10 protein-coding genes are annotated in these 14,909 nt (G+C 65.2%); 5 read left to right on the top strand and 5 right to left on the bottom strand.

Going from position 1 to position 14,909, the window contains the following annotated elements; genetic code table 11:
• Positions 1–6 precede the first annotated feature (6 nt).
• Entirely contained in the window at positions 7–1,155 is a 1,149-nt protein-coding gene (locus AC1DYM_RS02310) for a DUF819 family protein (RefSeq protein WP_477335569.1), read from the bottom strand.
• 121 nt (positions 1,156–1,276) lie between these two features.
• Between AC1DYM_RS02310 and AC1DYM_RS02305 the strand changes: the two genes are divergently transcribed.
• Both AC1DYM_RS02305 and AC1DYM_RS02300 read left to right on the top strand, forming a co-directional pair.
• Positions 1,277–1,987 (top strand): M15 family metallopeptidase, encoded by a 711-nt coding sequence (locus AC1DYM_RS02305; RefSeq protein ID WP_477335567.1) that lies wholly within the window; start codon positions 1,277–1,279, stop codon positions 1,985–1,987.
• Positions 1,988–2,056: 69 nt separating this feature from the next.
• Positions 2,057–3,673 (top strand): NAD+ synthase, encoded by a 1,617-nt coding sequence (locus AC1DYM_RS02300; protein ID WP_477335565.1) that lies wholly within the window; start codon positions 2,057–2,059, stop codon positions 3,671–3,673.
• 899 nt (positions 3,674–4,572) lie between these two features.
• On the opposite strand, the gene AC1DYM_RS02295 is transcribed toward AC1DYM_RS02300, so the two are convergent.
• Positions 4,573–5,400 (bottom strand): outer membrane protein assembly factor BamD, encoded by an 828-nt coding sequence (locus AC1DYM_RS02295; RefSeq protein ID WP_477335563.1) that lies wholly within the window; start codon positions 5,398–5,400, stop codon positions 4,573–4,575.
• 69 nt (positions 5,401–5,469) lie between these two features.
• On the opposite strand from AC1DYM_RS02295, the gene rluD reads away from it, so the two are divergent.
• Both rluD and pgeF read left to right on the top strand, forming a co-directional pair.
• On the top strand, positions 5,470–6,444 hold the full coding sequence (rluD, locus tag AC1DYM_RS02290; protein WP_477335561.1) for a 23S rRNA pseudouridine(1911/1915/1917) synthase RluD: 975 nt from the start codon (positions 5,470–5,472) through the stop codon (positions 6,442–6,444).
• A 2-nt stretch (positions 6,445–6,446) separates the two neighbouring features.
• Positions 6,447–7,184 carry a peptidoglycan editing factor PgeF gene (gene pgeF, locus AC1DYM_RS02285; RefSeq protein WP_477335559.1) on the top strand — a complete coding sequence of 246 codons (738 nt, stop codon included), beginning with the start codon at positions 6,447–6,449 and terminating at the stop codon, positions 7,182–7,184.
• Here pgeF and otsA read toward each other — a convergent pair.
• Both otsA and otsB read right to left on the bottom strand, forming a co-directional pair.
• Positions 7,181–8,596: an alpha,alpha-trehalose-phosphate synthase (UDP-forming) gene (otsA, locus tag AC1DYM_RS02280; protein WP_477335557.1), complete on the bottom strand. Its 1,416-nt coding sequence runs from the start codon at positions 8,594–8,596 to the stop codon at positions 7,181–7,183. The two genes, pgeF and otsA, sit on opposite strands and share 4 nt — an antisense overlap.
• Positions 8,593–9,378 carry a trehalose-phosphatase gene (gene otsB, locus AC1DYM_RS02275; RefSeq protein ID WP_477335555.1) on the bottom strand — a complete coding sequence of 262 codons (786 nt, stop codon included), beginning with the start codon at positions 9,376–9,378 and terminating at the stop codon, positions 8,593–8,595. The genes otsA and otsB overlap by 4 nt, the downstream gene beginning before the upstream one ends.
• 180 nt (positions 9,379–9,558) lie before the next feature.
• Between otsB and clpB the strand changes: the two genes are divergently transcribed.
• Positions 9,559–12,141, top strand: coding sequence for an ATP-dependent chaperone ClpB (gene clpB / locus AC1DYM_RS02270; RefSeq protein WP_477335553.1), 2,583 nt, complete (start codon positions 9,559–9,561; stop codon positions 12,139–12,141).
• Between the two features lie 108 nt (positions 12,142–12,249).
• Here the strand turns inward: clpB and AC1DYM_RS02265 are convergent, their stop codons facing one another.
• Positions 12,250–14,676: a TonB-dependent receptor plug domain-containing protein gene (locus tag AC1DYM_RS02265; protein ID WP_477335953.1), complete on the bottom strand. Its 2,427-nt coding sequence runs from the start codon at positions 14,674–14,676 to the stop codon at positions 12,250–12,252.
• Positions 14,677–14,909 lie beyond the last annotated feature (233 nt).

Raw genomic sequence — 14,909 nt, 5'->3', positions numbered from 1 at the left:
ACCTTGTCATGAAGCGAGCCTCGACAAAACAGCAGCCACGACCAGCCCGTAGCCCGTGCCGAGGATATAACCCAGGAGTGCCAGCAGGATGCCGACCGGTACCAGTGAGCGGGAATRCGTCGCTGCCAGTACCGGCGTCGCGGCGACGCCGCCGATGTGCGCGAGCGAGGAAATACCGCACAGGTACAGGTCGAAGTGAAAAAGGCGGGCGAAGAGGCAGAGCAGGATCGCATGCAGGGCGATGACGGTTACGCCGCAAAGCAGGTAGATCGGCGCCGCCGCGATGCCTGCGAAGCTGCTCTGCGAAGCGAGGACGGCGACGACGGAGATCAGCATCGCACTCGAGACGGACTGTGCGCCCGGCAGTCGTGCTAGTGGCGTGTGGGCGACGCCCAGGCCGGCGATCGTCGCAATGAGAATGGTCCACGTCGTCGGTGACACCATGCTTCCCACCGACATGACGCCGCCCGCCAGCGCGGCGAGCGCCGCCGTGAGCAGGGCGAGGCCGAGCCACAACAGCACACTGTCGACCGTCGCCGGTGCGCGTGGCGCAGTATCGGCGACGATCATGTCCGCGCTGGAGACCGCGCGCGTCCATCGATTGAAGGCGGGCGCGAGGCGAGCCACCGCGAACAGCACCACCACCCACATCGAGTAGCAGAGCGCGTCGGTCAGCAGGGTCGTGGCAAGCGCGGTATCCGACATGCCGATCGCCTGCTTCACCGCGATCATGTTCGCCGTGCCACCGACCCAGCTGCCTGAAAGCGAGGCCAGCGGCATCCAGCCGTCGCCCGGAATCCAGTGGCGAAAGATCAGGTAGGCCAGAACGAAGGCGGCGAACAGGCTGATCGAGGTACAGACGAACACGCCGAGGACACGCGGACCGAGGGCGAAGATCGCGCGCAGGTCGCAGTTGATCATCAGCAGGAACAGCAGGGCGGGGACGAGCCGCGAGACGAGAACGCCCTGCGCAGCGTGGATCTCGGGGCTGGCCGTCCACACGCCGGCCACCGACAACGCTGTGACGCTCAGGTAGGTGAGCACGATCGGCGGCAGTACCTCGAACACTCTCCAGCGAAAGCGTCGTTCGATCGCCGGCCAGAAACCCGCGATGAGCAGCATGACAGCCAGATACGGCCAGACCGATTCAATCACGCCAACCCTCCCGGGGAAAAATGATCGTCAGGGCATGGTACCTGTCCTGCGCATCGCGGCGGCGATGGGCTACGCTGCCTGTGCGTCGCGCGGGGTGGCGCATCATTCCGGAGGCCTTCCCATGCGGTTAGTGGTCGTTGTTTCGGTCGTGCTGGGTGTGTTGGCTTCTGCTGCGCTTCTCGCCGCCGAGCCGCCACGACTCTCGCCCGCGACCACCGCGGCGGCCGCGGGGATGACAAACGTCCGCACCCTCGTTCCCGACATCGACGAAGACATCCATTACGCCAGCGCGGACAATTTCACGGGGGCGGTCGTCGATGGCTACCAGGCTCCCGCGTGTTACCTGCGCACCACCGCGGCGGAAGCCCTCGCGCGGGTGGAATCCACGCTGCGCGCGCAGGGCTATCGCCTGCGTCTGTGGGACTGCTATCGACCGGCCCGGGCCGTCGCGGCCTTCGTTCGCTGGGCCGGCGACCTGTCCGACACGCGGACCAAGGCGGCTCACTATCCGAACCTCGACAAGAGCAAGCTGCTCGGCGAATACATCGCGCCGGTCTCCGGTCACAGCCGTGGCGCCACGGTCGACCTGACCCTGCTCCATTGCGCAGGTGCCACCTGTCAGCCACTCGACACGGGCACGGATTTCGATTTCTTCGATCCGCGGGCGCACACCGACGACCCGGGGATCAGCCCCGCGCAGCGGGCGAACCGCCGGCGCCTGCTCGACGCCATGGCGGCCGAAGGTTTCGTCAACTATGCCCCGGAGTGGTGGCACTACTCGTTGCCCTCGGCGGCGGTACCCGACCTGATCTACGACGTCCCGGTGCGCTAGCCCCTGCCGGCGGAAGCCCGCGCGCGCATGCCTTATCATGTGCAGTCCCCGCGACCGCACGGATTCCCCATGTCCACGTTCCGCTTCGCCCTGGCCCAGTTCGATTTTCCGGTGGGTGCCACCGCCGACAATGCGCGACGGGTCAAGGCACTGGCCGACGAGGCGCGCGATCGCCTTGGCGCCTCTCTCGTCGCCTTTCCCGAACTGACGCTTTCCGGTTACCCGCCTGAGGACCTGCTCCAGCGGCCGAGCTTCCTCGATGCCTGTCATCAGGAACTCAACGCGCTGGCGCCGACGATCAAGGGCATTTCCGCTGTCTTGGGCTACCCGGATTCGCAGGGCGAGGTGTTCAACGCCGCCTCACTCATCCGCGAAGGCCGGATCGAGTGGACGTACCACAAGCAGGAACTGCCCAACTACACCGTGTTCGACGAGAAGCGCTACTTCCAGCACGGCGAAGCCACCCGTGTGTTCACCATCGAAGGCGTCAACGTCGGCATGCTGATCTGCGAGGACATCTGGGAAGCGGAGCCGGCGGCCCACGCCGCGCAGGCCGGCGCCGATCTGATCCTGGTCATCAATGCCTCGCCGTGGGATCGCCGCCAGGCTGCGACCCGCGAAGCTTTACTCAAGCAGCGCGCCCGTGAAACCGGCCTGCCGATCGCCTATGTGAACCTTGTCGGTGGCCAGGACGACCTGCTTTTCGATGGTCATTCGCTGCTGGTCCAGGCCGATGGCGAGGTGATGGCCCGTGCGCCATCCTTCGAGGAAATGCTCCTCACTGTCGAATTCGACACCGCGACGAAGCGCCTTGCCGCCATCGACTGGCCGGCCGCCGATACGCGTTCGTCCGAGGCGATCATGTATGCGGGCATTGTCCGGGGTATTCGCGACTACATCGGCAAGAACCACTTTTCCGGCGTCCTGCTGGGCCTGTCCGGCGGCATCGATTCGGCCCTGACTCTCGCGCTGGCGGTCGATGCACTGGGCAAGGACAAGGTCACCGCCGTGATGATGCCGACGGTCTACACCTCGGATCTTTCGCTGCGCGAAGCCGAGGCCCAGGCTGAACACCTCGGTGTCGAGTACCACGTGCTGCCGATCGAAGGTATCTACGGGGCCTTTACCGGCGCCCTGGCCCCGGTTTTTGTCGGTCGCGATCCGGACATCACCGAGGAGAACCTGCAATCGCGTGCGCGCGGGGTGTTGCTCATGGCCATGTCCAACAAGACCGGCAAGCTCCTGCTCTCCACGGGCAACAAGAGCGAGATGGCGGTCGGTTACGCCACCCTCTATGGCGATATGTGCGGCGCGTATGCGCCGCTCAAGGACGTCTACAAGACCACCGTCTTCGCCCTCTCCCGCTGGCGCGCCGCGATCGATGGCGCCATTCCGCTGGCCGTCATCGAGCGCCCGCCCTCGGCCGAGCTGCGCCACGAGCAGACCGACCAGGACTCGCTCCCGCCCTACGACGAACTGGACGCGATCCTCGAGCAGTTCATCGAAGGCGAGGCCTCGGCCGAGGACATCATTGCCGCCGGCCACGACGACGCCACCGTGCGCCGGGTGATCCGCATGGTCTTCATCAATGAGTTCAAGCGCCGCCAGGCGGCTCCGGGGCCTCGTGTGACCACGAAGGCCTTTGGCCGCGAGCGCAGGTATCCGATCACCTCTGGCTGGCGGTAGGCGTCCGCGCGGGCTCGCCTGCGGCATGGTGTTGCTCTCGTCGCTCGCGGTGCCTCGCAAGAGCCGGCGGGTATCGCCCTCGGGGCCACGCTCCGGCGCCCCGCTAGGGAAGGGCCGCGAATCGCGGCCGTTTACTTATTGCCCTACGGGCCGGGTCGGCGCCCCACCGGCGGTTTCCGACTCGACATCCTGTCTCGCGAAAACGGTCGGCCGTCCTGGCCGACCCCCTTCGGGCTTCATCCGGTGGGACGCCTCGCCTGCGCTACCGGCCCCGAGGGCGATACCCGCCGGCCCTTTCGGAGACTGAGGTTCGTGCGGTCGAGCGCACCGCTCGCATCCATCAAGCGCACCGCAGGTCTTGTGTGGGAGCCGGCTGCGCCGGCGAACCCTCAACGCAGCTATCGCGAACAAGGCTTTGCGTCACATCGTGACGGCGGTTAACCGCTCGCCTCATCACTGCAAGGCCTCACTCGCTTGCGCGATGCCCTGAGGGTTCGCCGCTGAAGCGGCTCCCACAGGAAAGAACTGCGTTGCGCGTGCACGCGGCGATGGCGCTCTCCCTTCAATCGACCTCATCGTTGGGAAGAGCCGGCGGGTGCCAGCCTCGGGGCCGGTAGCGGAGGCGAGGGCGTCGGCTGGATCAGGCCCGTCAGGGGGCCGGCCAGGACGGCCGGCCTTTTCCGCGAGACAGGATGTCGAGTCGGAAAACCCCAGTCGACGCCCAGCCCGGCCCGTAGGGCAATAGGTAAATGGCCGCGCTCGCGGCCCTCCCTGGCGGGACGCCGCAGCGTGGCCCCGAGGGTGGCACCCGCCGGCTCTTGCGACGCACCGCGAGCCTCGCCTCAACACGAAAAAGCCGGCTTTCGCCGGCTTTTTCGTTTGATCGAAGCATCAACCGATCAATGGTGACCCGAGAACGGGATCGCCTTGCGCCAGATCGACGGGCTGTGCGGCCACGATTCGTCGGTCAGGTAGGGATGGTTCGGGTAGTTCAGGGCCAGCACCTTGCGGCTCTGCTCGGCCAGCGGCTTGCGGTCGAGGGCCAGGTAGCTGCGCGTCAGGATCGCCAGGGCATCGGCCGTTTCCGGCGACTGCTGGTAATGCTCGACCACGTACTGGGCGCGGTCCGCCGAGGCGATGTACGACTTCGTGCGCAGGTAGTACTCGGCCACGTTGACCTCGAACTGAGCCAGCTGGTTGCGCAGGAAGATCATGCGCTGGCGGGCGTCCGTGGCGTAGGCGCTGTTCGGGTAGCGGCGGGTGAGCTGGCTGAAATCGTCGAACGAGGTCAGGTTGAAACCCTGGTCGCGACGGGTCGATGCCGAGTTGCCACGCTGCAGATAACGCTCGATCAGGCCGCCGGTACGATCGAAATTGATCATGCCGCGCAGGTAATAGGCATAATCTGCATGCTTGTGAGTCGGAAACGTCTTGATGAAGCGATTAATCGTGGAGTACGCGTCATCCGGCTTGTTGTCTTTGTACTGCGCGTAGGCCAGTTCGATCTGGGCCTGCTCATTGACGTCACCGGACGGGAAGCGCGCAATCAGGCGCTGATAGCCCTTTTCGGCGGCCGAATAGTCCGAATATTCCAGCGAATTGTGAGCCGTGGCAAAAAGCCGGTCTTCCGGCATCGTGTCGATCGTCTCCTTTTTGCTGCGGAACATCGAGCAGGCGCTCATCGACAGGGCGAGGACGAGCAGAATGGTGATCTTAGTTACACGCATTGAGAGAGTTCGGATGCTTGAGCGAAAAGGCATGATAGCCGAAACCGGCCATGGGCCGGGCGGGGCGGTATGACGACGTTACGACATGAAGCCATTGTGCCGGTAACGGCCGCTGGACGGCGTTTCGACCAGACCGTGGCCGAGATGTTCCCCGATTATTCCCGATCCCGCCTTTCCGGGTGGATCAAGGAAGGCAAAGTGTTGCTGGACGGGGCCCGCGCGGCGCCGCGGCAGCTGGTCCGGGGCGGCGAAAAGGTCGAACTGGAGGCGGAGCTGGAGAACGAGGTCCACGCCCAGGCCGAGGATATCGCCCTGGACATCCGCTTCGAGGACGACGACCTGATGGTGGTCGACAAGCCGATGGGCCTCGTGGTCCACCCGGGCGCGGGCAACCCCACGGGGACCATGCTCAACGCCCTCCTGCATCACAACCCGGGCCTGTCGGAACTGCCGCGCGGCGGTATCGTGCACCGCCTGGACAAGGACACCGCCGGCCTGATGGTGGTCGCCAAGACCCTGGCGGCCCATACCCGCCTGGTGGAAATGCTGTCCCGCCACGAGGTGCGCCGGCAGTACGAAGCCGTCGTCCTCGGCACGATGGTCGCCGGCGGCACCGTGGATGAGCCGATCGGGCGTCACCAGCACGACCGGCTCAAGCAGGGCGTCCGTGACGTGATCGATGGCGGCAAGGAGTCGGTGACCCATTACCGCATTCGCGAGCGCTTCCGGGCGCACAGCCTCATCCAGTGCAATCTGGAGACGGGCCGCACCCATCAGATTCGCGTGCACATGGCCCATATCGGTCATCCCCTGGTGGGCGACCAGCTTTACGGCAATGGCCTGCGCCTTCCGCGCGGGGCGAGCCAGGAGCTGATCGACGCCCTGCGCGGATTCCGCCGCCAGGCCCTGCATGCGGAAAAACTGGGTTTCGATCATCCGATCACCGGCGAGTACCTCGAATTCGATTCGCCGCGTCCGACCGACCAGGACGCGCTGATCGAAGCCCTTCGCGCCGACACCGTGCTCCATCCGATCGAGGATTGACGGTGGGCGCCGATTGGATCGTTCCGGACTGGAAGGCGCCGGCCGGCGTCGGCGCTGCCGTCTCCACGCGGCAGGGCCCCGGCGTCTCGGAGGCCCCGTATGACCGGCTGAACCTGGGTTTGCGCTCCGGCGACGACATTGCCGCGGTCGAGGTCAACCGGCGGGCGCTGGCGGAGGCCTTGGTATTGCCGGCGCCACCGCGGTGGCTGCGACAGGTCCACGGCATCGCCGTGGCGGATTCCCGCGCTGCCGGTGACGACGAGCCGGTGGCGGATGCCTCGGTCGCGCGGGGGCCCGGCCAGGTGCTCGCCATCCTCACGGCGGACTGCCTGCCGGTGCTGTTCGTTTCGGCCGATGGCCAGACGATCGGCGCGGCCCATGCCGGCTGGCGTGGACTGGTGGCGGGGGTCCTGGAAAACACGGTCACGGCCATGGCGGCCGATGGCATCCAGGCGTGGCTGGGACCGGCGATCGGCGCGTCGTCGTATGAAGTGGGTGAGGAGGTCCGTGCGGCCTTCGTCGACGCCGACGAAGGCGCGGCGGTGGCCTTCGCTTCGACCCGGCCGGGTCACTGGCACTGCAACCTGTACGCTCTTGCGCGCCGCAGGCTGGCCAAGGCCGGCATCACGCAGGTGACGGGCGGCGGTTTCGACACCCTGACCGACGAACGTCTTTACTCGTATCGCCGCGACGGCGCCAACAGTGGGCGCTTCGCGTCGCTGATCTGGACCGGCGCCTAGGGCGCCGTCATCGGCGTCTGCACGTAGATCTCCGGCTTCACCTTCGGCGGCTCGGTTAGGGCGTGCAGGAAGGCGTTCCGCCAGGTCGTGATGTCGTTGCGTTCGAGCACGTCCATCATCGACTGCCAGCGCATGCGGCGCTCCTTGAGCGGCATTTCCAGGGCCCGCTTCAGGGCTTCGGACACCTCATCAAGGTCCGATGGGTTGACCAGCAAGGCCGCATCGAGCTCCTGGGCGGCCCCGGCGAAGCGGGACAGGACGAGGACGCCGGGGTCCTGCGGGTCCTGGCAGGCCACGTATTCCTTGGCGACCAGGTTCATGCCATCCCGCAGGGGCGTCACCAGGCCGACCTTGGCGACACGGAAGTAGCCCGCCAGCACTTTGTGGGCAAAGGACTTGTTCACGTAGCGGATTGGCACCCAATCCGGCTCGGCATACTGGCCGTTGATGTGGCCGGCGCTGCGCTCGAGCTCTCGACGTAGCGAGCGGTATTCGGGCACGTCCGAGCGGGATGGCGGGGCGATCTGCAACAGCGACACGCGGCCGCGCATCTCCTTGTGATCGCGCAGCAGGCGCGCGAATCCGTCGAAGCGTTCCGGCAGGCCTTTCGAATAATCCAGGCGGTCCACGCCGATGATCAGGGAACGATCGTCCACGCTGGCCCTGAGCTTGGCGACCGCGCCGCTGTCTTCCGCACGGTGGGCCAGTTCGACCGCCTCGGCCGTGTCGATGCTGATCGGGAACACGCCGGCGCGGAAGATGCGCCCATTGGCGGCGCGGATGCGGCCGCCCGTGCGCATGGCCGCGCCCAGTTCGTGGAGGAAATAGTCCTCGAGGGCGCGCACGTCGCGCTGCGTATGCAGACCCACCAGATCGTACGAAGCCAGCGGCTCCAGCAACTCGCGATGACGGGGCAGGGTGATCAACAGGCCCGCTGCCGGCAGTGGTGTATGCAGGAAGAAACCGATGCGGTTCTCGACACCGAGCTCGCGCAGCATCGCTGCCAGCGGAATCAGGTGGTAGTCGTGAACCCAGATGATGTCGTCTTTCTTGAGCAGCTTCGCTACGCGCTTGGCAAAGATCCGGTTGACCCGGAGATAGCCCTCGAGGTGGTCGCGACGGTAGTCGACGAGATCCGCGCGGTAGTGAAAGAGCGGCCAAAGTGCGCGATTGGCGAAGCCACTGTAGTAATCGTCATGGTCCGCCTTGGACATGTCGATCGTGGCGTAGTCGATGTGTCCGTCGGAGACCTCATGTAATTCCTTGCCGGTCTCGGCGGCGATGTTGCCGCTCCAACCGAACCACAGGCCGCCCATTTCCTGCAGCGCCGCATTCATGGCGGACGCCAATCCGCCGGTTTGCGTCTGCTTGGGCAGCGCGACGCGATTGGAAATGACGACTAGTCGGCTCATGTTGCGCTTGCGGCTCCTTGCGTCAGCCTGGCTTTCACGGAATCCAGCCAAGCATGGACGTCGGCCGGGCTAGACAATGTGAACGTCGCTTGTGACGGTGTTCTTGCGCCAATACGAACGGACGTGCCGTCGTGGGCATTGACGTAAATAAACGCGTGCTCGTCGGTCAGGTCGTCACCGAGATACACGGGACGGCGACCGTGGAAGGGGGCCTCATCGAGAAACGAGGCCACCGCCACGCCCTTGTCCATGCCTCTGGGCTTGAACTCGAAGACGTAGCTGCCCGGTTGCAGCTCGAAGCCGGGGAACCGCGCGGCGATCTCTGGTGCGCGGCGAGCCAGTTCCGGCTCGTAGTCGGGACGCTCACGGCAGTGCAGCGCGACCGACCAGCTCTTGTCCTCGACGCGTACCCCCGGCAGTTCGCTGGCTACCGCGTGGACCGTCTCGCGCAGATGGGCCAGCTCGGCCGGGTCCACGGGAACCGTAATCACCCGGCCCATCACGTCGCGTCGTTCCATACCGTGCTGGCCGGCGGCGGCCCAGCGGGGGCGGCCGAAGATCTGATCCAGTCCGCCGATCGCCCGGCCGCTCACCAGGGCAATCGCGCCACCGAGCGCCGTGTGAATCGCATCGAGCGTGTCCAGCAGGCCCGGAGCCAGGGCCACGCCCTCGGGATCGTCGGCGAAGGCAAGCAGGGTGCCGTCCGCGTCCAGAAAAAGGGCGGTATCAGCGTCGATCAAGCCCGGGTTCGGGCGGGGCAGGGTGTCGCGGCTGGCTGTCACGATGGCTCCATGGGGCGGCGATCCGCCGAGGATGCCGGGTGGGGTGTGAAAAAAGCGGAGTAAGTCCGTGCTGCGCCCGATCTTCACCGTTGAAGGTGCAGGCTTTCACCCGCATCTGTTTGGCCAGAGGCGGTCGCGGGGAGGGCCCGGGGCGCGCCAACACCTTTGGGAGAACCATCGATGCGTATGGATAAACTCACGTCGCGATTCCAGCAAGCGCTGGCCGACGCCCAGTCGCTGGCCGTGGGCCGTGACAACAACATGCTCGAGCCGGCCCACGTGCTGGCGGCGCTTCTCGACCAGCAGGGCGGGTCGACAGGGCCGCTGCTGACGCAGGCCCAGGTCAACGTGCCAGCCCTGCGCCAGCGCGTGGGCGAGATACTCGACCGGCTGCCCCGTGTGTCGGGCGAGGAAGGCAACATCAACCTCGGCAACGACCTCAACCGGGTGCTCAACCTCACGGACAAGCTCGCCCAGCAGCGTGGCGACCAGTTCATCGCCAGCGAACTCTTCGTGCTCGCCCTGCTCGAGGATCGCGGCGAAGTCGGCGGCGCCCTGAAAGCCGCGGGCGCGACGAAAGAGCGGCTCGAATCGGCGATCGACAAGCTGCGTGGTGGTGAAAAAGTGCAGTCGGAGAATGCCGAAGAGCAGCGCCAGGCGCTGGAGAAGTACACCATCGACCTGACCGAGCGCGCCGAGGTCGGCAAGCTCGATCCGGTGATTGGTCGCGACGAAGAGATCCGCCGCACCATCCAGGTCCTGCAGCGACGTACCAAGAACAACCCCGTGCTGATCGGCGAGCCCGGCGTAGGCAAGACGGCGATCGTCGAAGGCCTCGCCCAGCGCATCGTCAACGGCGAGGTGCCCGAGGGCCTGCGCGACAAACGTGTGCTCTCGCTCGACATGGGGGCTCTCATCGCCGGCGCGAAATTCCGCGGCGAGTTCGAGGAGCGCCTGAAGAACGTGCTCAGCGATCTCTCCAAGCAGGAAGGCCGGGTGATCCTGTTCATCGACGAATTGCATACGATGGTCGGCGCCGGTAAGGCCGACGGGGCGATGGATGCCGGCAACATGCTCAAGCCGGCGCTCGCTCGCGGCGAGCTGCATTGCATCGGTGCGACCACGCTCGACGAGTATCGCAAGTATGTCGAGAAGGATGCGGCGCTCGAACGCCGCTTCCAGAAAGTCTACGTGGGCGAGCCGAGTGTCGAGGACACGATTGCGATCCTGCGCGGCCTGAAGGAGCGCTACGCCGTGCATCACGGCGTGGAAATCACCGATCCGGCCATCGTCGCCGCCGCCACGCTGTCCGCCCGCTACATTCCCGATCGCCAGCTGCCGGACAAGGCCATCGACCTGATGGACGAGGCGGCGTCGCGTATCCGCATGGAGATCGATTCCAAGCCGGAAGAGCTCGACCGCCTCGAGCGCCGCCTGATCCAGCTCAAGATCCAGCGCGAGATGCTGAAGAAGGAGCAGGACGACGAATCGAAGCAGCGCCTTGCCACGCTCGAATCCGACATCGAGAAGCTCGATCGCGAGTTCTCCGACCTGAACGAGGTGTGGAAGTCCGAAAAGGCCATGCTCCAGGGCACGACCAAGGTGAAGGAGCAGATCGAAGCCGCGCGCCTCGATCTGGAAGCGAGTCAGCGGCGCCAGGATTACGCCGCGATGAGCGAAATCCAGTACGGGCGTCTGCCTGCGCTCGAGGCCCAGCTCGCCGCCGCGCAGCAGGCCGAGAAGCAGGACTTCACCCTGCTCCAGGATCGCGTCACCGCCGAGGAGATCGCCGAGGTGGTCGCCCGCTGGACCGGTATTCCCGTGGCGAAGATGCTCGAAGGCGAGCGAGAAAAACTGTTGCAGATGGAGAGTGCGCTGCATTCGCGCGTGGTCGGCCAGGAAGAAGCGGTGAAGGCCGTCTCGGATGCGATTCGTCGGGCGCGCGCCGGATTGTCCGATCCGAACCGCCCCTACGGCTCGTTCCTCTTCCTCGGCCCCACCGGTGTCGGCAAAACCGAGTTGTGCAAGGCGCTGGCCGATTTCCTGTTCGATACGCAGGACGCGATGATTCGCATCGACATGAGCGAGTTCATGGAGAAGCATTCGGTAAGCCGCCTCGTCGGTGCGCCTCCGGGCTATGTCGGCTATGAAGAGGGCGGCTACCTGACCGAAGCCGTTCGTCGCCGTCCGTACAGCGTGATCCTGCTCGACGAAGTCGAGAAGGCCCATCCGGATGTGTTCAACATCCTGCTGCAGGTGCTAGACGATGGCCGCCTGACAGATGGCCAGGGCCGCACGGTGGACTTCCGCAACACGGTCATCGTGATGACCTCGAACCTGGGATCGAACCTGATCCAGGAGCAGGCCGGCGACAGCGAAGCCGACTACATGCAGATGAAGGCTTCCGTGCTCGGCGTGGTCCAGGCGCACTTCCGTCCCGAGTTCATCAATCGCCTGGACGATCTGGTCGTATTCCGCCCGCTGGACAAAAAGCAGATCCGTTCGATCGCGCGTATCCAGCTGGCCTACCTCGGTAAGCGACTGGCCGAGCGCCAGCTCGGGCTCGACGTCACCGATCGTGCATTGGATTTGCTGGGTTCGGCGGGCTTCGATCCGGTCTACGGTGCGCGTCCGCTCAAGCGCGCCATCCAACAGCAGCTGGAGAACCCGCTGGCACAGCGGATCCTCCAGGGCCTGTTCACACCCGGGCAGACCATCCGCGTCGATTCGGACGGCAACCACCTGAGCTTCGAAGCGATGTAACGGATCTGGCCGTTGTAGGAGCCGATTCATCGGCGATTGGGTGCTCGCGGCACCCTTGCCCGCTGCCGCGGGATCGCCGATCAATCGGCTCCTACACCGAGCCACCGCTTAGAACCTGAAGCCCACCTTCGCGTACATATACCGGCCGTTGAACCCGAACGGTGACAACGCCGAGTACTGCAACCCGCTGGCAAAGTCTTCCCCGGTATTGGTCGCCTTGACGCGCGTCGGATACTGGTTGGTGACGTTGTCCACACCGACGGTGAAGTTCCAGGCATCAATGGCGTAACCCACCGACGTATTCAGCAGCCACCGCGCCGAGAACACCTGGTCGGTGGTCGGATCGGCATTGACCCGGGTCACCGAGCCGTAACGCGTCAGGTCTCCATGGACGTTGAAGCCCGCGATGGCCCAGTCCGCGCCGAACAGGAACTTCGTGCGCGGTGTTGCCTTGGTCAGGATGCCCTGGCTGGAGCGACCGAACAGTTCGATGGGATCGGTGGAGTTGGCTTGCAGCACTTCCGGTGTGGCACCTACCGAGAGCACCTTGACCTGGTTGTAGTTGCCACTGGCGAGCAGGTTGACCTGGCCCCATGAGCTGGTCTGGATCCGGTAGTTCAGCACCAGGTCCGCACCACGCGTGCGCGTCGCCGCGGCATTCGCGAAGTACTGGATCGCGGTGACCTGCTGTCCGGGGACGATGCTGTTGAAGTACGCGGCAAGCAGCGGGTCGGTCAGGCTGATCGTGTCTGAGTAGAGGATCTGGTGCCAGATCCGGATCTGGTAGACATCCAGCGTGGCGCTGAAATCCGCGATCGGCTCCCACACGGCGCCGAGGCTGTAATTGGCGGACTTCTCCGGCTTGAGCGGTTTGGCACCGAGCGCGACCGCCGCGGGATCGGAGGTGCGGTACGTGCCGGTCTGCGCCAGCTGGCCGGTCGTCGGATCGATGATGGTGACGACCGACTGGTAATTCTGCTGTGCGAGCGACGGCGCACGGAAGCCGTTCGATATCGTGCCGCGGAGAGCGAACTCGGGCGTGAACTGGTAGCGGCCGGAGATCTTTCCGGAACGCGTGGATCCCGCGTCGCTGTAGTGTTCGTAGCGGCCGGCTACGCCGGCGGAGAATTTGTCGGTGATGTCGTTCTCGAGATCGACATAGAGTGCTTCGCTGTGGCGTGTAAAGCTCCCGGCCGCCTCGGGCGAAAGACCCGGGAATACCTGTGAGCCTCCGGCATAAGGTGTGGTCGTGCCGGGAATGAAAGTGTTCTGGTCGAAGAAGTACGACGTCGGATCACCTGCATCGATCTGGTATTTCTCTTTCCGATACTCCGCGCCGAAGGCGAGCGTCAGCGGGTTTTTCAACCAGTCGACGGCGAGATCCTTGCCGATGTCGATGTTCGCCAGGGCCTGCGAGTTCTTGAACGTGCCGGCGTTGAAGTACGTCGGCGACGAGCCCGTCGTGTAGTACAGGTTGGTGTTGACGCTGTTCTGGATATCGAACGCGAGGTTGTTGATGCCGTAGTTGCCGGACGCATCCCAACGCCATCCCCCATCGGTCACGCCCTTCACGCCGAGCACGGCCGTGGTGTCGTTGGTGTGGTTGACGATCTGCGGGAGGAAGCCGTTGGGATAGATCTCCGGCACGTTGCGCGCATTGGCCGCCGCGCGGTAATAGCCATTCGAGGTGACGTCGCGACGACTCAGGGTGAGGAAGCCGTAGACGTCGATGTTGTGCGCCACTTCGTACTGGAAGTTGGTCAGCGCCTGGTAGGTTTTCACCGCCGGGTCGCCATAGCGTTGGTGCGCCACGTTGCCGTCGGCGGCTTCTTCAGGTGTGTACAGCGACAGCGGCGATCGCCGGTTGGTGTTCATCGAATCCTGGTAATTCCAGGCTACGCGAAGCCAGCCCTTTGCATCCGCGGCCTTACCGCCAAGGTCGATACCCATGGAGCCGTCGATGCCGTTGGTATCGCCATCGCGCTTGCTCATCAAGCCACCGTTGACGTTGATGCTGTTCTTGCCATCGCCCGCGCCATGCTTGAGCACGATGTTGATCACGCCGGCGATCGCGTCCGAACCGTACTGCGCGGCAGCGCCGTCGCGCAGGACTTCGATGTGGTCGATCGCGGAGATCGGGATGGAGTTCAGATCGGCCGGCGCGGCGCCGCGGCCGACGGAGTTGTTGTAATTGACCAGGGCGGAGGTGTGGTAACGCTTGCCGTCGACGAGGACCAGGGTGTCGTCGGGCGAGAGGCCGCGAAGACTGGCTGGCCGGACGGCGTCGTTGCCGTCGTTGATCGCCGGACGTGGGAAGTCGAGGGAGGGCAGGAGGCGGCCCAGGGCCGTGGCCAGATCGGTGGCGCCAGAGGAGGTGAGGTCCTTGGGTGAAAGCACGTCGATCGGCGATAATGACTCGGATTCGGTGCGGTTGGTGCTGCGTGTGCCGGTCACGACCACCTGGTCGAGCTGTCGGGCCTGTTTCGCATCCGCCGGTGGCGTGGCGTCCTGAGCGTAACCAGGCGTCACGATCATGAGTCCGAGGGCGGGGAGCCAAAAGCTGGCCGCCGGCTTGCGTCGAGAGGTCTTGCCTGTCGTCATCGATGGGTCCCCTAGGCGAGCTACGCACGCAGGGCGGGAGTGCCCCGCGGACGCGGTCGAAACGCCGCGTTGGGATCGACGCTAGGCATTCTCGCTGCGACGCGTCAACCGAGTCGTCATGCTTGCGCCATGATGGTGAAACAATGTCGTGGAAACACCTTGTTTTA

The organism is Luteibacter sp. P1_D3 (assembly GCF_056406135.1).
The sequence above is the reverse complement of the archived record's forward strand: the minus strand, read 5'-3'. Positions and strand labels throughout refer to the sequence as shown.

Excerpts from the sequence above, each read along its gene's own strand:
- AC1DYM_RS02300 (WP_477335565.1), top strand. The coding sequence starts at position 2,057 with ATGTCCACGTTCCGCTTCGCCCTGGCCCAGTTCGATTTTCCGGTGGGT.
- rluD (WP_477335561.1), top strand. The coding sequence starts at position 5,470 with ATGACGACGTTACGACATGAAGCCATTGTGCCGGTAACGGCCGCTGGA.
- AC1DYM_RS02265 (WP_477335953.1), bottom strand. The coding sequence starts at position 14,676 with ATGATCGTGACGCCTGGTTACGCTCAGGACGCCACGCCACCGGCGGAT.
- AC1DYM_RS02305 (WP_477335567.1), top strand. The coding sequence starts at position 1,277 with ATGCGGTTAGTGGTCGTTGTTTCGGTCGTGCTGGGTGTGTTGGCTTCT.
- AC1DYM_RS02295 (WP_477335563.1), bottom strand. The coding sequence starts at position 5,400 with ATGCGTGTAACTAAGATCACCATTCTGCTCGTCCTCGCCCTGTCGATG.
- clpB (WP_477335553.1), top strand. The coding sequence starts at position 9,559 with ATGCGTATGGATAAACTCACGTCGCGATTCCAGCAAGCGCTGGCCGAC.
- otsA (WP_477335557.1), bottom strand. The coding sequence starts at position 8,596 with ATGAGCCGACTAGTCGTCATTTCCAATCGCGTCGCGCTGCCCAAGCAG.